The organism is Bradyrhizobium sp. AZCC 2289, from assembly GCF_036924615.1.
In the GTDB taxonomy this organism is placed as follows: domain Bacteria; phylum Pseudomonadota; class Alphaproteobacteria; order Rhizobiales; family Xanthobacteraceae; genus Bradyrhizobium.
The window spans coordinates 8,786,729-8,804,220 of sequence record NZ_JAZHRY010000001.1 but is presented as its reverse complement, the minus strand read 5'-3'; the positions used below and the strand labels follow the sequence as shown (position 1 = coordinate 8,804,220).

The window sequence follows — 17,492 nt, the reverse complement described above, 5'->3', positions numbered from 1 at the left end:
ACATGGACGTGGCCGCGAAAGCGAAAACACCGAGAAATGAACCGTCGCCGCGTTTAAGATTAATCATGGGCGCGATCATGCGGATGGCGCAAGCACATGAATCTATTGAAGAAATCCGACATACCGTCTCAAGCTGGGCGGGTCCTTGCCTGCGCGTTTGCTAAACTCGACAGAGCTATCTCGATGAACGACCTAACACAGTCGAATCAAGGTTGATCCTCCAAAGGAGCCACCCACTCTCGATCACGGATGCAGAGAGCGCTCTGAAAATGCGAGTAAGGCGAGGATTTTCAAACGTAGTTTTGCGGTGAACTTCCCCGGTCGTTCATTTGCTATCGCCGGCGATCGCTCAGCGGGCTGGTATCAAAGAGGGGTTGGCAACCGATCGCTTCTACGATCTTGTCGCCGCGACTTAAACCGGTGACGCGACCCTTCAAGCCATGCGGCGGTTCCCAACCGGATGTGGTCCTGATGATGCAAATATTTCCGAGCCTGGAGCGACGCACATTTCGCGTGAGGCGATGGCCAATCTCTGGCGACTCGGCGGCTCAATCCTTCGTAGCCGAGCAAGGTCTTTGCCCAAAGGCTCGGAAAGGCATGGGGGAATAGGAACTAATTGACGTTTTAGGTGATTTTTGCTCTGTTGGCGCGAGTTTTCAGCTTCTTGGGGGCGACAATGCGCAATGGGACTGGCAAGTTTATTTCAGCCGCTGTTTTTCTTGGACTTTCGGTGTGTGCGGGACCGGCAGCAGCAGCGGACCTTGGTTTGATGACATCGGGCCCCAGTTCAGTCGGAAGCTGTTCCGAAATCGTCTTCACCTGCGAGAATGGTCGGCAGTATCCGCTTTGTCCGATTGCAGTGTCGGTTGTCGGAGAGGTCGTTACCGGTTCGCTTCATCTCGGCCATCATGGCGCCACGCACGTGCGAATGATTCCGATGGGCGTCGGCTATCGCTATGCCGGGCGCGGGATCTGGCTGGACGGCTTCCGGGAGAACGCGCTGCTGAACTTCGGAAAACATAGCCAGGTCGCCTGCACCATTCAGCGTTCTTGATCCGCCGAAACATTATCGACATTGCAGCGGCGGCGGGCCCTTGCGCGAACAAGGCCGTTCCTGAAGGACCTTTAGCCCTTGGTGCGCAGGACCGCGCGCGCAGAACGCGGATACATGTAAGCCTTGGGATGGACGTAAACCGCGCAGTAGTCGTTCCACTGATCTTGCTGCCAGTTCCACTTCCAGCAACCGGATTCAATTTGTGGGTAAGATCCCCAATTGAGCGTGTAGGGCGCGTCACCGAACGGATACGGCCCGCTAATGGCCCCACCGCTGGTCGCAATCAAAAAGGAAAACGCGGCGGCGATCGCAAGCAATGATTTTTGCATGGTAACCTCGATTGACGGAGGTGGTTCCGGTCGAGAGTGCCAAAGGGTAGATTACTTATCAAGGGTTTTGGCGCCACAGGCCGCTTTCAATTGACCGGATTTTGGGGCCGCGGCCAGTATAATTGCGCCGCGATCGCGGTATCCTGTGTCAGCCTGGCGCCCGAATCAGACAGTCTTGCTCCATCGCCGAGGGACAGTGTGCAATTCAAGCTGGCGATTCTAACTGTGCTAGCCACGCGACCCGACGGCCGCGCGACGCTCGACGAACTCAAAGGCGAAGTCGAGGCCCTTACTGCCGATGCGGATCAACATGAAGATAGCTCCGCACTCGACGACATCGACATCTTTCAATCCGGGCTGGTGATACCGGAGGGAAGCCGCTTCCGAATCACCGAGGCCGGCCGATCTGCGTTGAAGGCGATCAAAGTCCAAGGCGCACCCTCACTCGATCTTCCGCCCACATCCACCTCGCAATCGCTGGAAATGATCGACGACCTCATCGGCACCGAAGAGCGTCTGAAGATTTTCGATCTGGAATTGCGCGAAGAAGTCGACCCTAATCCCGAGGGAGCAGAAGCTCGGGATCCCGCCTCAACAGAAGCATTGCCAGTCGCCGATCAGGACACAGACCCGGAATTGCTCCCCGAAAGGATCGCGCAGCCCACTGCTCCGGAAACCAGCGATTTCGATCCGAGGAGCGGCGCGACAATCGCAACCTTGCCCGCAGAACCACTGGCCGCGGACGCGCCGGCCTTTCTAGCGCGAGATGGCTTTAGTTCAGGCATCAAGGCGCCCAAAGGTGCCCCGCCTTGGCGGGGCCGTCTCTTCAAGTTGATTGCTGCCAGACTTCAGGCGGCGCGCGTGGTCTGGCGACGTCATCTGGAGCGGGATCCGCCCAACATAAGAGGCGGAAAACGGACCGAAAACGTGAGCGGCGGAGCCATTGCGCTGCTCACCCTGCTCGTGCTCGTGATCTGCGCCGGAGCGGTGATCGCGCTCACCCAGATTAGATCGCTGAGTTCAGAAGTCGCCACGCTGCAGCGCGAACTCTCGCCCCTCAAGGAGCGCCTCGCCAAGGCGGAGGCGGACGAGCGGGCTAAGAGAGACAACGACCAACAGAAGGAAGCGCAGGCCAGGGCCGGCGCCGGCAAGGGCGGGGTCTCCGCGGACAACCGCGTCGAGCAAGCCCCGCTAGGTCTTTCGCGCGAAGAGGTGCAGCTCATAAGGGACTACATCAAACCCGCGCCGTTCTCGGCCCCTGCTGCCCCGCCAATCAACGTCGGCGATCCCGTCAGCGGCGGGACAATTCCGCTCCCCTCGCCACTCACCGACAAGATCCCCAAATTACTCGGCGCACGATTTGCCATTCGCAATGGCGCGATCATTATTGTCAGAAGAGACAGTCGCCAGGCCGATGCGGTTTTGGGCCCGAATTAGCGTTGTCGGACTGCATGTCGCCGGCCACATAATCATGGGATCGAGGGTTCGAATCCCTCCGCATGCCCGGGCGAAGCGCAGCGGCACCGGACCGGAACAGCCAGCGCACCCGGTCTTCGACGCCCACTGGCTGCAGGATTTCGAACACGGCGTCCAGAGGGACGAGGTCCACCTCGGCCATTGCCCATTGGGCGTCCTTGAAGCCCCGATGGTACTGGAGAAGCTTGCGCAGCTTGTCCCGCATGCTCTCGATTTCAGCGGGTTTGGTCAGCGTCTGGGCGAACGCCTCCAACTGCTTGACTGCCGCCACTCGCCATTGCGGTTCGAAATTAGCCCAAAGGTCAAGCAAGGCGCACCAGCGGTCGACGTCGTCGCCAACCTGCTCGAGCAACCGCGCTCCGATAGCAGTGGAGGCTTTCGCCACGCTGGCCCAAGTCACTGCCTCGGGTTCGTCCGACGTAAAGTATCGCGCCAGTTCGGCTTAGAAGGCTGAAACACGTCGTGGGACCGCGGCGCTAAGGCCAGAAGCAGCTTCCAGCCGACGGCAGAATGCTGGCGGACGAAGCGGTCGATGACCTTCAGACGCTGGGCTGGCGTCGCAGGTTTGCGGTGACCAGCTGACGAAGATCCGCCTCAGGGAGGCGGCAGGACGGTTGCCCCACCGTCCGCCGGGATCGACTTCGTCGAGGTGGGCCAACGGCAGCGCCGCGCGCATCAGGTACACTTGAGGAAGCCTGAAGCATGAACCGGCGCACCGGGCCCCAAGTTCGATGTACCGCCGTTCCGGCGCGTAGCCGGAGGCTCCAGGTTCCGTCAACAGACCCCGGGGCGCCCGTTTTGATTTCTTGTCCCGGAGCGACTGAGGAAGCTCCCCCCGAGGGAGCACTCCCGCCTACGTTCCTGCTGGCGTATCTTTCTCGAACAGCGCCGCCTCGACACGTGGCCTTCGTCTCGTCGATTAGGCCGGGAAACATGCCTGCGCTGTGAGCATCAGCGGGCTCAGGTTCAGTATATTTGGAAATACGACCGTGTAAGTTGCTCTGACCTGATTCCCGCAAGGCGGACGCGGAGTTGGGTATGTGAAGGTCGAGGCTGGCAAGCTCAAGCCGAACGCTTGCTGCCTCGCATAGTTGGTGATGGCAGTCGAATTGTCGTTGGGACAAAGTGTGGTGTTGATGCTGGCGCATCGAGCTGCCATTTCGGCACCATGCTGCAGACCTACCTGGGTCCAGCACAACAGGCCAAATGCGATAATCCCGAAGATGAGTAGGAAGAAAACCGGGGCGAGTATCGCAAATTCCAGCGCTGTCGCACCGCGCTCGTCCCGCCATATCTTATTAGCTACTTTCACTGCAGCCTCACAGTTGATTGCGAGCTGAGGTTATAGGTGCTTGGAAAAAAACCATAAGGCAGGATCGTGTTGTAGGTCATCTGCGCCGAAACAGTTGTATACGTTCCGGATAGAATTCCTCCCGAACATGTCGTGCCACAGGTCACCGTACTGATGCCTGAAACGCTCGCACAACCACAAAACTGCACGGGCGCGGGGGACACGCTGATCGCTGGCTCACTCACCGCGCTAGTCACGGCATTGGAGATCGCGTTGGCATCAAAGCCATTTTTGATGGCCCATGTGGCGCCAGCCTGGGCGGCATCTTCGACCTGCATCTTGAAGTAAAAGCCCTTACCAAGGTCGACAGTAGCGACCACCATCAGCACCAGTATAGGGACGATGATGCCGAATTCGACCGCAGCAACGCCGCTGGTGTCGCCTGCCGCGCGTGCTAAAACACGGCGGAACATGTTGCGGGCGCGTGAAGGACGATGCGCGGGGGCGTCGGTCGTTGTCATCTCGAAGCGCTCCATCTATTCGACAAGCTGGGCGGTTTGGACGCCGATCGACTTCGTGCCTACCCCTTGGCAATTGACTTGAACACTCGAGGCGCCGGTGAACTGGATCGTGTCCGCGATGATCTGCGTGCATGGCGTGCTGGTGCCGCTGCTGCCCGCGAACTTCAGGCTCGCGTTCGGCAAATCGATGGCGCCGGTGATGACCTGAGAGCCGCCGCCCTCCAGCGAAAAAGCCGTGCCGACCGCCATGTTGCGGTCGCCATAAAACACGATGCCTTTGGTCGGCCCGGAGTTCGGAGCCGTCAAATTAACATTGGCGCTGCTGGCGATCGTGGCGCTGGCCCAGCCGTCTTTGCTCGAGCCGGTAAAAACGAAGGTCACGCCTTGGCCACCAGTGCAGGTGCTACATATGACGGTTGCGCCGCCTTGAACCGACAGCCCGCCCTTGTTGCCGTACAGGTAGTAGATACCGGGAGTCAGGTCGAGCGTCGCTCCGCCATTGACCGTGATGGAACCGGCATAGCAGTCCCCCGGGCTGAGCGCGGGGTTTTTCCCGCTGGGGTTGAAGGTGTAATTCTTGCTGTCGCATGGGCTCGGCGTCGCAGGAGGAGGCCCATACGGATCTAGCACCGGCTGTATGCCGGTCCGAATGCCATTCGTTGCTGTGATGGTGCCGGAGATGGTGCCGACCGCCAGAGCCTGATTGACGGTAACCGTTGCGCTGCCACCAACGCTCAGCGAGGGAGAGGCGTTGGAGTCGCTAACGACATTGCAGCCGGCCAGATTGAGCGTATTGCTGCCGCTCATATTCACGGCCGAACTGGCCGTGCGGTTCAGGGCGAGCACGCAATCCGTTCCGGGATTGCTGAGCGCCACCGCCCGCGCCGTGATGGGAACATCACCAGTGCCGAACAGGGCCGACAGCAGGCGCGGTTGCGGCTGGCTGACGATGACCTCGACGGCCCCACTGTTCTTGGTAAAGTTGCCGATAGTCGGCGGCTGGTTGACAGTGACGGTGACGTTTTTCACCCCGTTCGCGTAGCCGTAGGACGCGGTCACCGAGTTGGCTTGGTTGGTCAGGTTGGTTCCGGCGGTTGCCGCGCTCACCGCCCCCGAATCCGCCGCGCTCTGCATGTTCTTGTGTTTGTAGAGCCACCAAACGGCCTCAGTGCCAAGACCGGCGCTCCCGAGGAGTACGGGCATCATCAAAGCGACGACGAGGACGTAGCTGCCTGACTGATCGTGTAGAAAGTGCTGGAGCAACCGGCGCACTCGACCGTCCACGGCAATGCGACCAGAGAATTGAGAGACGTTTCCCATCCGGGTGCGACAGTACTTCCAACCGCTCAACGTCATAGCTGCACCTAACTGCATTAGTTGAAGAGCGATAGTATCAGGCCAGCGCTTAAACCTTCCTTTAAACAGCGGGAGAAAATCGCACTAGCTAAGTAAACCCTCGTTATCCAAGACCTATCCGAGCATTTAAACCTTTTTGTGTTTCAGGCTGCTTCGAAAAAAGCTCGGGGTGTCATAAGCTCGCGATTTCTGCGAAGAGCAGAACAGACGTCACGATTGTGAGGACAGCAATCACCCAAGCCCCGGCTCTGATCAGCTGTTTTTCGTTGGAAACCGCCCGGCCCCGCAATTTTTCAAATGCAATAAGTACCAAATAACCACCATCCAAGGGTGGAATGGGTAGCAAATTGAAGAACGCTATAGCGCAGGAAAGCTGAAGAAGGAATGCCGGGAGGCCGAACACGGCCTCCTCCTCGGGCATAAACGGAAGGATGCTCGTGTGAAAGAAAATAATGAGCCAAATCAGGCCTGCAAAACACAAGTTAGATGCAGGTCCACAGACAAGCACTATCGCGCGATCCGCGAGCGATGCTTCGCGTAAGGTCCGCAATTTATTCTCTCTATCCCCTTTTCCGCGCGGTCGTTCTCGAAAGCTGCACGCGCCACCAACGGGCAGCGGCGCCAATTTCCAGCGAACTCCGTAACGATCAGTGAAACCAACTATTTCCGGTCCAAAGCCTACGCTGACACCCGACACTTCAATGCCCAAAAACCGGGCGGCTAAAAAATGTCCCAATTCGTGAACGGCAATCCCCGCGAACAGGCTGATAAGCCCATATAGGGTTGCGATAATTACGATGTAAGTATTAGGATCCATGTCCGTACAATTCGAACTTTAGCAGTATGATATCCAAAGAGCGTATCGTTCCGTGGTGAATAATTCGTCAATCGGAGACTCCACGGGCCTGCAGTTGCATTGGCTGAGCGCTGTTGGTAACTCTTGTGATAGCGATGCTTGCCAATTCCGTTCGTTAGGCAAGCTTGAACTGCTGCCTTCTTGGTGCACACCATTCTAAGCTAACTGCGCCAGTTTTCCGAACTCCATCGGGCTGAGATAGCCGATGGTGGAATGACGCCGCCGCGGATCGTACAACAACGTTTGAGAACGCCCACAGGACCGTTCTTCGCGAGGTTCTTTATCGGCATCATCCTTGGTTTGGTCGCCGAGTTTGCGTTCATGAGACCATCGAGAAGGCTGACGATGTCGTCTTTCGCTGCACGTTGGGTGGGTCCCAAGCAGAACGTTGGCTGGAAGTTCCGGCATGGATGTTCGACCGGACGGCATGCCCTGACGCCGATGCTCGCGCAGTTTGTAGATTTCCGGTAAAGCGTCCCGGATCGCTTTCGTCGTTCCTGTGGTTTCACGGTTTGACCGTGTCTTAGAGCGCTCGTCTGCAGTTTCGAAGCGTCGGCACGAAGGCGTTTGAGATCCAAGGTCATTCAGGAAACCTGGGCATGAAGGATCAAACTAGCAAGTGCTAGGTAGTGTGGACACTTGCCGCAGCCATAGGACGATAGCTGCGAGAGTGACGACGGCGCGATAATTTCGTGCCGTTTTTTCGAAGCGGGTTGCGATGCGTCGGAACTGCTTGAGCCTTGAGAAGCAGCATTCCACGAGATGGCGCTCGGCATATAGATGCTTGTCGAGCGGATATTTGAGTGCGCGTGACGGGTTGTTGGGAATGACGGCGAATGCCCCCTTGGCGGCGATGGCCTGGCGCAAGTGATCGGCGTCATAAGCCGTATCGGCCATGACGACCTCGGCGGGTAGCCCCTCGATCAAAGTGGCGGGTTGCAGTGCATCGCCCTTCTGGCCTGCCGTGATGGTAAACCGCACAGGGCATCCCAAGCCGCGGACAGCCATCTGTATCTCAGGCCGCCGCGCGAGCGGCCGAGCGCCTGATCTTCAGACCCCCTTTTTTCGCCCCGGCGGCGTGCTGATGCGCCCGGACGATGGTGGAATCGACGATCAGATATTCGAAGTCCGGATCATCGGACATCGCCTCGAAGATCCACCACCAGACACCCTTGATGCTCCATCGGCTGAAGCGCCGGAAAATGCCCGATGAGGCAAGCTGTCACCGTCTGGTGGGCTCTGGCTGGCGGGCCGGTTCCTCTGGCCGAGTAGGTAGTGGTGCGGGCCGCGATGGTGGCGCTTGTCGAGACGATTGGGTCATTTCACTTTGCCTTCTTTTTGGCTTCTAACAAGAAGCCGCCATCGACTGGAGGGACGGTGACGGCTTTCGACCTCGGGCCGTTCTTCAGCGACGCATTCGGCCGGTTTGGCGCCGGCCCTCATCATAAAAAAAGACCGGGCGACGCGCTGTCCGGTCCTGAGAAGGCCGCGGGTTGTTCGATTATTTCAGCGAGGTGCTGATCGTGGTGAAATTCGCGCTGAGTTGGGTGCCAACACCCTGCACGGCGGTGATGATGGCAATCGCAATACCGGCCGCAATCAGCCCGTATTCGATAGCGGTGGCGCCGGATTCTTCCTTAATAAATCTTAAGATAAGCGTCTTCATGTTCGGTCCTGCCCTCATTTTGATCCCTCGGAACAAAGGGTACTCAAAGTTCCGTCAATAAAATACGGAACAACATCTAAGGTTGTTTAAACGGACGACGCGTAACTTTTCCGGATATTCAAACGACAATACTCCTCAAGTTTGAACGAAACGGCGCCGGGAATAACCCAAATCACGGATTTCAAAGCCGAATTCCTCGTGGCGCGTCGAACTCCCAGCGGAAGCAGGGTTGTTGCGCGACCCCATTTCCCGGGTAATTACGTAAGTAAAGTGTGAAAATCAAACGGACGATTGCAGCTTCCTCGTCGTCGACGGGTTGTTTCTTTTCCTTTTCCGCAGGACGGCGACAACTTGAGTTTTGAATCCGAAGAGCGGCGACGACCCGTTGTGATATTGATCTTCCGCATTGGCGATCAACCAAACTGGGCTGCGGCCCCGTTGGTCACGCAATTCAGAAGGTACTTTCTGACACTGGGGGTAGCGTCGTTTGTAAGGACGCCGATTCCTGCGTCCATGCTTAGGGTTTCTTTGGCCGTATACGGAGAGTGGGCGATCACAGCCAGTCCCTTTGATCGGCGCTGTTCTCGACGAAGTACGGGAGTGGCAAACTCGTCCGCTCGACCCGGTCTATCCGGTGGTGTTTTTCGACGCCCTGCGGGTCAAGATTCGCGATGAGGGCATGGTCAAGAACAAGGCCGTCTATGTCGCGCTGGCGCTCAATCCGGACGGCGAGAAAGAGGTTCTGGGCCTGTGGATCGAGCAGACCGAAGGCGCCAAATTCTGGCTCAAGGTCATCACCGAACTGAAGACGCGCGGCGTCAACGACATCCTGATCGCGGTGGTCGATGGGCTGAAGGCTTTTCCCGAGGCGATCGCCTCGGTGTATCCGCAGACCTGCATCGTACACCTGATCCGCAACAGCCTGGCGTTCGTGTCCTGGAAGGATCGCAAGGCGATCCTGCCTGCCATCAAGGCGATCTACCGGGCCGAGAATGCCGACATGGCGCTGCTCCGGCTCGATGAGTTCGAAGACGAATGGGGCAATCGCTACCCGGCGATCGGCCAGGCCTGGCGCCGCGCCTGGGAGCACGTCGTTCCGTTCTTCGCATTCGCCCCCGGCGTCCGCAAGATGATCTACACCACCAACGCGGTCGAAGCTTTGCACCGCAGCTTGCGCAAGATCATCAAGACCCGTGGCAGCTTTCCAAACGACGATGCGGCGTTGAAGCTGCTTTACCTCGCCGTCAGGAATACCGGCTTGCGTTGGCGACGGGGTGTCGAGTGGACCGCCGCCATGGGCCAGTTCGCCATTCAGTTCGGCCCACGTTTTCCGGGATCGACGCGATGAACCGGCCGATGCAAACCCAGGCGAAAATCACCGAGCCAATGGTACCGATCCGCCGTCAAACCCGGCGGCGCCGAGTATGGCAATCGGATTGGAGGAGCTGCGCCACATCTACGCGTGCGCGGAGGAGTTGCACCTGTGTCGGCCGCGTCTCTTCAGGTCCCGGCCAGGACAATATCGCTAGCGCTTCAGCGTCTGTCATCCCTTCCTCCTCTGCTGCCTAATCGACGTAGTCGCCGACCGGCTCCGGTCGGCCGTCTGCGATCCAGGCCTGCACGTGCGGGATCAGGTCCGCTTTCGTGGCGCGGTGGAAGCACACAGATTCCTCATGGAGCACGGACGCAAATACCCTCTGCGGACGCGTGAGCGAACTTCCTGCCGGCGACGGTGAACGCGGCGATCTCATCGAAGACGTCGGCACGAACCTTCAATTCCGCCCAGCATCCGCGCGGCGCTGGAAGGCGGTGCGGTGCTGGCGAGCCTTCATACCGACCTCGGTCGGGATGTTGCCGGACGGCTCCGCCTGCTCCTTCGGCAAGCGGTCCTCATTGTTGGCGTAGAATGCCTGAACCTCCTGCATCAGCTCCCACTCCGCAGCCGCGCCAGCGAGCCCTTTCTCGCGAAGTAGCGCTGGGACTTCGTTGATCGATCTCGTGCTGACGCCGCCATCTCCTCTTCCTGCGTCGCCTCAGCGACCTCCAGGAGGCCCCACGCCTCCAACTGCTGGACCGCCTGATCGAAGCCGCGGGCGGTTTCCAGCGGCCCGGGATCTTGCGAATGCGACGGAGAGATCACGCCGTGAGCCCGATCGATCAGACCACCCAGCGCGTGCTCGAGCGCCTGCAGACCGGCTGGCGGCCTAGCCGGGAGGAGATCGAGCAGGTCGTCGGTTCACCAGTGGCGGTGGAGGAAGGCTCCGGCGCGTCGATCACCGACCCCGGCGTTCTGCGAAGGTCACATCCGAGCGGGCCGACATGACGTTCGGCGAGGAGATCCTGTGGGTCGCCGAGGACCAGAGCTTCGTGCTTACGGCCGACGGCTTTTGCCCGCTATCGGGTGAGCAATAAAGTCGTGACGCCATTTTGGAGGCGTGCAAATCAACGCCCAAGTGATCGTCCGCGAATCTGTAACTCCGAAACCTGGCGCGCTTGAGCGCCGATCTGCCGCAAGCTGCCCACATAAAGCCAGCCAGCTAACCCGCGAACATTAATCACTCAGGCGCTTGCCTAGTCGATGTCGGCATATTGCGACGACGAGGACAGGGCAGAACTGGAAACCGACGCGCAAATCAGGGAACGTCCCCACGCCGCTTTCGTAAGCGATTTGAAAACCGGACCCCCACTTTATAAGCGTTTTGAGACGGCCGTAAGTATTATGAGACGCAGGCGAATTCGTGATCGCACAGTAACATACCTGCATCCTACCTGCATCCAGCCGGCAAGATCAGATCGACCAGCCCTTCAGCTTCGCCGGGGCAGCCACCGGACGCACCGCCGCCCACTCGACCGGGTCCATCCGGCGCGGCGGCTTGAGCGCACGCCTAGTTAGCTAAGCCGCGAACTCACAGGCTTGTTGTCGTAACGGGGTGAGGCGTGTGAAGGAATCGCCCTAGCGCGCGGGCGGCGGCGGCCGCGACGCCGATGACAATTTTGGTTTTTCGGCCTTCGGCTGGGCTGCGGCCGGCGCCGACGAGACTGTCGACACCGGCTTACGCGCCGCTGGAACTGCTGGCCGTGGCGGAGGGGGTGGCAGCCGTGGCGGAGTCGCGGCTATTTTGGGCGACGCATTCTGCTCAGAAGCCTGGGAAATGACGCGGGCCAATTGATCCTGGATCCCCTTTATCTGCTCGGCCACGTTCGCATTGTCGCGCGCCACTTGTTCCTGGCTGGTCTTGAGTTGTTCGGAAAGCCGGGAAACGCCGCGGTTCAGTTGTTCCTGGCTCGCCTTGAGCTGCTCGCTGAGGTTCGCATTGTCGCGGCCCATTAGTTCACGACTGGCCTTGAGCTGTTCGATTTCCTTTCCCACGCTGGTGAGATCGCGCGAAATCGACTGGAGCAACGGCGTTAACTCGGGCGGCACGGCGGCGGTCGGCGCGATCTGGGCCAGAGGTGCGGGGTGCGAAGGAGCTGTCTTTGCGGCATCGCCGGACAACCCAAACCAAATGACGGCGGCTACCCCGATGCCCGCTGCCAGCAGGATGACGGCGAAGCCCCGTAACGTCCATCCGCCAAGTGGAATCCGGTTGCCCGAGTCCGCCGTGCGAAACATGTTTGTGCTCGTTGTATGCGGATCCGACTGGGGGCTTACGGTTTCGTGCGACAGCTTGGAAAGCCGTTGATTTCCCGCTTCCCTCTGAGGCGCAACAGGGATTTGATCCGCAAGTGCTTGACGAGCGATGTCAACGCTTTCGTTCCCGGTGTCGCGGACGATGTGCGCTTCGTGAATCTCGTTGGGTGAAATTCCAAATTTGCGAGAAGTTAGCTTTCCGAAATTCTCTTTTGGAATTTCGATGGCCTGCCGAAGATTGTCAGAAGCCTTCGCAACCTGTTCGCTGACCTGCGCTGCGTCGCAGGGCTCCTCGTCAAAGAACGTAGCGGGCGACGGAGGCTCGCTTAGTATCTCCGCAACAGTATTGCTTAGTGCCTGAAGTTTATCCGTACTCATTGCTAACCTTCAGCCCCGACTCCAAGCGGTTTCGCCTCGGGGCGACCGGGCAGATCGTCCTGTTTGCGGCGCCAGTTGTCAAGATTGTGCAGCGCATCAGATGGCGGGGTTCTTTGAAGCCATCGCGGAATTTAACGAACGAATTTCAGGGCCGATATTCTTGTGCCGGCGAACATTTGGATCGGACTTGCGATATTGCCTTTTGCGATAAATCAGAAGGATGTGGTTCCCGATATGATTCCGGAATGCGAGCGACGATACGGAAAATTTCGAACATCCGTTTTAGAATCTGACGGGCCCGCCCCTGTACCCGGCGCGCCACGATCGCGACTGGCTATTATCCGGCTCGCCAGGCCCTGAACCTGTTTGGGCCGCCCGAAGCCCGGCAGAATCCTTTCCCGATTTACGCCAGATTTACCAACGGCCCGCCAAGCAGGAGGGCGCGGCGGGTTGGTAACGTCACATTAAAAATTTTGGCGCGCGCCGCGGAAGTGAGTCGGGCGCGAACAGACCAAGGTTCGATTTGCGAAGTAGAGCGTAGGAGTGGGGTAAAATGGCGAGAAAATGCAGCACATGCCAGCACATCAAGCGGGCCGAGATTGACCGACGGTTGGCGGCGGGCGAGACGGGCAATCAAATCGCGCATGACTATGATTTGAATCCATCGAGCCTGCACCGGCACCGGTCAAATTGCCTTCGGCTCGGCTCTTCGAATGCCATCATGAAGGAAGTGTCGCGCGGCACCGCGGCCGCCGCCTGCCTTCCAACCAAGGCCGATCTTAGCACCGGCTATTTCGACCTGCGGGCGCGGATCGATCAGATCGTCACGCAGGCCGAGCAGCAAGGCTCGCTTCAGGTCGCGTTGTCTGGCCTCAACTCGATCCGGCAAACGCTCGACAGCCTGTCGCGACTTTCGGGTTTTGACCGGCAGGGTTCGCAGGTCAATGTCGCCGTGCAAACCAATGTCAATTTCGACCTGTCGAAAATTGCCGAGCGCATAATCCTTAAATTTGATCATGAGCCCGAACTGAAAGCGCGTATCGCGCAGGCATTGTTGGAGGTAGACGATGAGCACACTGCGTGAATTAGCCTATCAAATTGACCCTGTTCAATGGGTCCGCGGCGCACTCGGGGTCGAACCCTCGCCATGGCAGGCGGAATTCCTGCGCGCGCCGCGTGGCGCCTCGATCATCGCATTGACGGCACGGCAGGTCGGCAAAACCACGACAGCGGCCTGGGCAATTGCGCACCACATGCTGTTCACCGCCGGGGGCTTGAACGTGATTGCCTGCCCCGCCCAACGCCAGAGTGCCGAAGCCGTGCGGCGGGTGCGCGATAGCCTTATCAAGGTCGGCGCCGAACTGAAGGTCGACAACACCTACGGGCTCGAACTAAAAAACGGATCGCGCGTGCTGGCGCTGCCGAGCAGCGATGATTCGATCCGTGGCCTGACGGTGGACGGCTGGATCATAGCCGACGAGGCCGCCCGCCTTGACAACGACCTGATCAGCGCCCTACGCCCGATGCGGGCTCGCCGCCCACAAGCGCGCTTTGCGATGCTGTCGACCGCCTGGAGTCGCACCGACCCGTTCTGGACGGCATGGTCGGACGACGAGCCATCGTGGCTTCGGCTGAAAGCCACCGCCGATGTCCCGGGGATGTACGCGCCCGCATTTCTCGAACAAGAACGGCGGCAGTTGGGAGAACACAGCTTCAATCGGGAATATCTCGGGATTCCCGGTGGCGCGCAGGCCAGCCCGTTTGGCTGGGATCTGTACGAACGCGCGACCCGGATTCACGTACCGCTGGTGCCGCAAGGGCCGGCTTTTGGCCCACCGCCTGAGGCGCAAGCCGTGCCGATTGCAAACCCGTTCCAGCGCCTTCAGCACTCCGGAGTAATTCGATGAGCTATAACCTAGATGACGTCAGCACCTGGCCCTGTTTCAGACCGGTGATCATCGCCCATGATGTCGGGCGCAGCCGCGATCGATCGACCGCCGTGGTCGGCGGCAACTCACCGTATGGACGATGCCTGCTTGGGATCGCCGAAGCCGAGGAACTGCCGCAGAACTTTTTTGGACATGCGCGGGCGAGCGCGCTGGCGGCGGTTGATCGACGTCACAATAACAATGCACTGATCGTCGCGGACCTCAGCTATGACCCGACCTACGGCGAAGTACTGCGCGAGACATTCGGTCCTCGGGTGATTGGAACGCAAATCAGTCGCCATGGCGATGGCATGAACGCCGAATTGCGACCGACCAAACATGGCTGTTTGCCGGTTTACACCATCGGCAGGAGCTATCTGCTCGAACTGTTCCATACCCAACTTCAATCTGATCTTGTCCGATTTGCCGACAAACCGGCAATTCGCCGCGCCTTTGCGCAACTGGCCAATCTGGCGGTCGAGTTTCGCCAAGGCGGAACGGTCTATGGCTGTCCGTCGGGAGCGCACGATGACCTCGGCATCTCCTGCGCGATGCTGGCGTGGGCGGCGCAGCATCGGCATTTGGAGGCGTGGCTTAGAAATCTCGAGGCCCCACGCCGGCCGCCCAAGCCGCGGCAAAGTGTGGGCTGGGGACCGTTTACTTGAGGATCGAACTTCGATGTGCCGGAATAAATTTCTCACGCGGCAATTCCGCAACACAATCATTTTTTTAAATGCTCCCCGCCCCGCTCGCCCGTCAAGTTGATTCGGAACAGGCTCTGCCTGGTGCCGCCTTAGGCATCCTCGTCGTCCAATGCGGCCACTCCATTTCGTATTCATTCGACGCGCGTTTGATTGGCTTCGGTCCCGGTTGTTCGACGCGGCGCGGGTGTGGGGAGATCGTCGATCGGCGATCTGCCGCCAGCAAATGGACAACCCAATGGAGACAGCAAGATGTTGCACTCTGTCAGATCGACCGCGGGCCGCCGGGCCTTTATCGGCGGGTCCGACGCCCGGATTATTATGGGTGACGATGAAGGAGCCCTGCTCCGGCTATGGCGGGAGAAGCGCGGTGAGATCGAACCGGAAGACCTCTCGAACAACCTGATCGTCCAGCTCGGCATCGTGACCGAGCCCCTCAACCGGCACTGGTACGAGCGAAATACCGGCCAGGTCGTCACCGCGGTACAGCGCCAGGTGTTTCATCCCGTGAAGCGCTGGATGGCGGCAACCTTGGACGGCATGGTCGAGGGGACTGGCGCCGTCTTCGAGGCGAAGTTCATGCTGCCGTGGTCGTTCTCGGAAGAAGGCGCGGCCGAGAAACACATGGCCCAGCTTCAGCACAACATGTGGGTGATCCAATCCCGCTCCGCGGTGCTTTCCATCATCACCGGTGGCGGCAAATGGGTCGAGATAACCATCCCGGCTGACCCTCTCTATCAACACCTCCTTCTCACCGCGGAGAAAAAGTTCTGGCGCTGCGTCGAGAGTGGTGAGGCCCCTCACCTGTTTGGCGTCGAGCCGCCACGGGCAAAGATCGAGGCGGTCCGGACCGTCGACATGAGTGGCTCCAACGCCTGGGCCGAGTTCGCTAGCCTCATGCGGCAGACACGAACTGCAGCGTTAGACCATGAGCGGGCGAAGACAGAGCTGAAGGCGCTGGTGCCGGAGGACGCCAAAGAAGCCAGGGGCCATGGCATCCGTGCCAAACGCTCCAAGTCCGGGGCCATCAGCTTTGAGATCCTGAGTGAGGAGCCCGGCCATGCAGCGATCCAGCAATAAAGTCGGCACGCTGGCCGCGGCACTCGCCAAGGCGCAATCCGAAATCGCCAACCCGGAAAAGTCGCTGACCGCGACCATCGAATCCCCCTTTCCGCGGGAGGGGCAGCGAACGTTTCGCTACGCCCCGTTGTCGACCGGTCTGGACATCGTCCGCAAATGTCTGGGCCAGCATGAAATCGCGACGGTCCAGAGCACGGCGATCGACCGGGACAGCGGCCTAATCAGACTGACGACCACCTTGGTCCACGCGTCCGGTGAGTGGGTGTCTTCGGACTGGCCGGTATGCCCGGCCAGCGAGACGGCAGCACCTCACCGCATGGGCGCCGCCCTCACCTATGCCCGGCGCTATGCCCTGTTCACACTGGTCGGGATCGCCGGCGAGGACGATCTCGACGCGCCCGACCTCGCCCTCCAACCGATGGACCCAGGCCCGAAAAACAGTCCGTCGCCAAAGAATTCCGGTTCGAATGGTCAGATCCCGCCAACCCGCGCAGCATTCCAGCGGCCAGGCAAGGGTGCGAACGGTGCCCGGGTCGCTGTCCTATCGAATGAAGCCTCGGAAATTCTGCGGGATCAGCTGCTGCTCGAGCTGGAAGGGTTGGCGCTCAAAGACGATCTGGATACTTGGACACTCCGGGCCTGGCCCAAGGCAAACACCCTGACGCCAGAAGATGGCGACAGGCTCAGGCAGGCCTTCCAGGCCCGGCTCGCCCGCCTGCAGACGATACCGGATAACGACCTCCCGCCAGCCGAACCTGATCCGCCAGGCGCGAACGAGGACACCCGCTCCCGCATCGACAAAAGCGTCCTTGCCCTGCCTGAGCCCAAGCGGCTAAGGGACAAGCAGCACCTGCGCTTTGTCGCCGGGCAGCCCTGCCTCGTCTGCGGCCGCGAACCCTGCGACCCGCACCATTTGCGTTTTGCGCAGCCGCGCGGACTAGCGCAAAAAGTCAGCGATGAATTCACCGTGCCGCTGTGCCGCGCGCATCATCGCGAACTGCACCGTGCCGCCAAAGAAAAGGATTGGTGGTCGCGAAACGGGCTCGAGCCACTCAATTCCGCGCGCAGCCTGTGGACGATGACGCACCCGACTGTTGCAGGCGGATAGCGCAGTCTCAAACCGTCGCCTTTTGGTGATAAGAACCGGCCGGAGCAGAAAGTCTGCTCCGGCCGTGTCTTCGGTAGTTCGGTACTGGACCAGTGAAGCTGGGCCGAATGCCAGGGG

Annotated in this window: 17 protein-coding genes and 2 pseudogenes; 9 read left to right on the top strand and 10 right to left on the bottom strand. The window is 59.7% G+C overall.

Annotated features, from left to right (window positions below; all coding sequences use genetic code 11):
* The first annotated feature begins 628 nt into the window (after nucleotides 1-628).
* Nucleotides 629-1,054 carry a hypothetical protein gene (locus tag V1289_RS41230; RefSeq protein ID WP_334405009.1) on the top strand — a complete coding sequence of 142 codons (426 nt, stop codon included), beginning with the start codon at nucleotides 629-631 and terminating at the stop codon, nucleotides 1,052-1,054.
* Nucleotides 1,055-1,125: 71 nt separating this feature from the next.
* On the opposite strand, the gene V1289_RS41225 is transcribed toward V1289_RS41230, so the two are convergent.
* On the bottom strand, nucleotides 1,126-1,383 hold the full coding sequence (locus tag V1289_RS41225; protein WP_334405007.1) for a hypothetical protein: 258 nt from the start codon (nucleotides 1,381-1,383) through the stop codon (nucleotides 1,126-1,128).
* Nucleotides 1,384-1,581: 198 nt separating this feature from the next.
* Between V1289_RS41225 and V1289_RS41220 the strand changes: the two genes are divergently transcribed.
* Complete coding sequence (locus tag V1289_RS41220) at nucleotides 1,582-2,820, top strand: hypothetical protein (RefSeq protein ID WP_334405005.1); 1,239 nt, start codon at nucleotides 1,582-1,584, stop codon at nucleotides 2,818-2,820.
* On the opposite strand, the gene V1289_RS41215 is transcribed toward V1289_RS41220, so the two are convergent.
* The 7 genes and pseudogenes from V1289_RS41215 to V1289_RS41185 all read right to left on the bottom strand — a co-directional run bounded on the left by V1289_RS41215 (nucleotide 2,774) and on the right by V1289_RS41185 (nucleotide 8,549).
* Nucleotides 2,774-3,211: a hypothetical protein gene (locus V1289_RS41215; protein ID WP_334405003.1), complete on the bottom strand. Its 438-nt coding sequence runs from the start codon at nucleotides 3,209-3,211 to the stop codon at nucleotides 2,774-2,776. The two genes, V1289_RS41220 and V1289_RS41215, sit on opposite strands and share 47 nt — an antisense overlap.
* Nucleotides 3,212-3,778: 567 nt before the next feature.
* A complete protein-coding gene (locus V1289_RS41210; RefSeq protein ID WP_334405001.1) occupies nucleotides 3,779-4,171 on the bottom strand; it encodes a TadE/TadG family type IV pilus assembly protein in 393 nt (130 codons plus the stop codon).
* Nucleotides 4,168-4,671: a TadE/TadG family type IV pilus assembly protein gene (locus V1289_RS41205; RefSeq protein ID WP_334404999.1), complete on the bottom strand. Its 504-nt coding sequence runs from the start codon at nucleotides 4,669-4,671 to the stop codon at nucleotides 4,168-4,170. The genes V1289_RS41210 and V1289_RS41205 overlap by 4 nt, the downstream gene beginning before the upstream one ends.
* Nucleotides 4,672-4,686: 15 nt before the next feature.
* Nucleotides 4,687-5,943, bottom strand: a complete 1,257-nt coding sequence (locus V1289_RS41200; RefSeq protein ID WP_334404997.1) for a TadE/TadG family type IV pilus assembly protein — start codon at nucleotides 5,941-5,943, stop codon at nucleotides 4,687-4,689.
* Between the two features lie 256 nt (nucleotides 5,944-6,199).
* On the bottom strand, nucleotides 6,200-6,844 hold the full coding sequence (locus tag V1289_RS41195) for a site-2 protease family protein (RefSeq protein ID WP_334404995.1): 645 nt from the start codon (nucleotides 6,842-6,844) through the stop codon (nucleotides 6,200-6,202).
* 651 nt (nucleotides 6,845-7,495) lie between these two features.
* Nucleotides 7,496-8,093: pseudogene (locus V1289_RS41190) on the bottom strand (IS5 family transposase); the annotation flags it as partial.
* A gap of 291 nt (nucleotides 8,094-8,384) precedes the next feature.
* A complete protein-coding gene (locus tag V1289_RS41185; protein WP_334404993.1) occupies nucleotides 8,385-8,549 on the bottom strand; it encodes a Flp family type IVb pilin in 165 nt (54 codons plus the stop codon).
* Nucleotides 8,550-9,129: 580 nt separating this feature from the next.
* Between V1289_RS41185 and V1289_RS41180 the strand changes: the two are divergent.
* Nucleotides 9,130-9,897: pseudogene (locus V1289_RS41180) on the top strand (IS256 family transposase); the annotation flags it as partial.
* A 424-nt stretch (nucleotides 9,898-10,321) separates the two neighbouring features.
* On the opposite strand, the gene V1289_RS41175 reads toward V1289_RS41180, so the two are convergent.
* Complete coding sequence (locus V1289_RS41175) at nucleotides 10,322-10,474, bottom strand: hypothetical protein (protein ID WP_334404991.1); 153 nt, start codon at nucleotides 10,472-10,474, stop codon at nucleotides 10,322-10,324.
* Nucleotides 10,475-10,671: 197 nt separating this feature from the next.
* Here V1289_RS41175 and V1289_RS41170 point away from each other — a divergent pair, with 197 nt between their 5' ends.
* The gene (locus V1289_RS41170) at nucleotides 10,672-10,872 is read left to right on the top strand and encodes a hypothetical protein (RefSeq protein WP_334404990.1); all 201 of its coding nucleotides are present in this window, start codon (nucleotides 10,672-10,674) and stop codon (nucleotides 10,870-10,872) included.
* Between the two features lie 630 nt (nucleotides 10,873-11,502).
* Here the strand turns inward: V1289_RS41170 and V1289_RS41165 are convergent.
* Nucleotides 11,503-12,162, bottom strand: coding sequence for a hypothetical protein (locus V1289_RS41165; RefSeq protein WP_334404989.1), 660 nt, complete (start codon nucleotides 12,160-12,162; stop codon nucleotides 11,503-11,505).
* Between the two features lie 1,126 nt (nucleotides 12,163-13,288).
* On the opposite strand from V1289_RS41165, the gene V1289_RS41160 reads away from it, so the two are divergent.
* The 5 genes from V1289_RS41160 (at nucleotide 13,289) to V1289_RS41140 (ending at nucleotide 17,375) form a co-directional block, all read left to right on the top strand.
* Nucleotides 13,289-13,642, top strand: coding sequence for a hypothetical protein (locus V1289_RS41160; protein ID WP_334404988.1), 354 nt, complete (start codon nucleotides 13,289-13,291; stop codon nucleotides 13,640-13,642).
* Nucleotides 13,626-14,465, top strand: a complete 840-nt coding sequence (locus V1289_RS41155) for a terminase large subunit domain-containing protein (protein ID WP_334404986.1) — start codon at nucleotides 13,626-13,628, stop codon at nucleotides 14,463-14,465. The genes V1289_RS41160 and V1289_RS41155 overlap by 17 nt, the downstream gene beginning before the upstream one ends.
* A 92-nt stretch (nucleotides 14,466-14,557) precedes the next feature.
* Nucleotides 14,558-15,151, top strand: coding sequence for a hypothetical protein (locus V1289_RS41150; protein ID WP_334404984.1), 594 nt, complete (start codon nucleotides 14,558-14,560; stop codon nucleotides 15,149-15,151).
* A 288-nt stretch (nucleotides 15,152-15,439) separates the two neighbouring features.
* Complete coding sequence (locus V1289_RS41145) at nucleotides 15,440-16,267, top strand: YqaJ viral recombinase family protein (protein ID WP_334404982.1); 828 nt, start codon at nucleotides 15,440-15,442, stop codon at nucleotides 16,265-16,267.
* Nucleotides 16,248-17,375 (top strand): ERF family protein, encoded by a 1,128-nt coding sequence (locus V1289_RS41140; protein ID WP_334404980.1) that lies wholly within the window; start codon nucleotides 16,248-16,250, stop codon nucleotides 17,373-17,375. Before V1289_RS41145 ends, V1289_RS41140 begins: the two co-directional genes overlap by 20 nt.
* Nucleotides 17,376-17,492 lie beyond the last annotated feature (117 nt).

What these genes read in the sequence shown, in the direction of transcription:
- V1289_RS41185 (WP_334404993.1), bottom strand. Translation starts at nt 8,549, where the DNA reads ATGAAGACGCTTATCTTAAGATTTATTAAGGAAGAATCCGGCGCCACC.
- V1289_RS41195 (WP_334404995.1), bottom strand. Translation starts at nt 6,844, where the DNA reads ATGGATCCTAATACTTACATCGTAATTATCGCAACCCTATATGGGCTT.
- V1289_RS41140 (WP_334404980.1), top strand. Translation starts at nt 16,248, where the DNA reads ATGCAGCGATCCAGCAATAAAGTCGGCACGCTGGCCGCGGCACTCGCC.
- V1289_RS41145 (WP_334404982.1), top strand. Translation starts at nt 15,440, where the DNA reads ATGTTGCACTCTGTCAGATCGACCGCGGGCCGCCGGGCCTTTATCGGC.
- V1289_RS41170 (WP_334404990.1), top strand. Translation starts at nt 10,672, where the DNA reads ATGCGACGGAGAGATCACGCCGTGAGCCCGATCGATCAGACCACCCAG.
- V1289_RS41155 (WP_334404986.1), top strand. Translation starts at nt 13,626, where the DNA reads ATGAGCACACTGCGTGAATTAGCCTATCAAATTGACCCTGTTCAATGG.
- V1289_RS41175 (WP_334404991.1), bottom strand. Translation starts at nt 10,474, where the DNA reads ATGCAGGAGGTTCAGGCATTCTACGCCAACAATGAGGACCGCTTGCCG.
- V1289_RS41225 (WP_334405007.1), bottom strand. Translation starts at nt 1,383, where the DNA reads ATGCAAAAATCATTGCTTGCGATCGCCGCCGCGTTTTCCTTTTTGATT.
- V1289_RS41205 (WP_334404999.1), bottom strand. Translation starts at nt 4,671, where the DNA reads ATGACAACGACCGACGCCCCCGCGCATCGTCCTTCACGCGCCCGCAAC.
- V1289_RS41165 (WP_334404989.1), bottom strand. Translation starts at nt 12,162, where the DNA reads ATGTTTCGCACGGCGGACTCGGGCAACCGGATTCCACTTGGCGGATGG.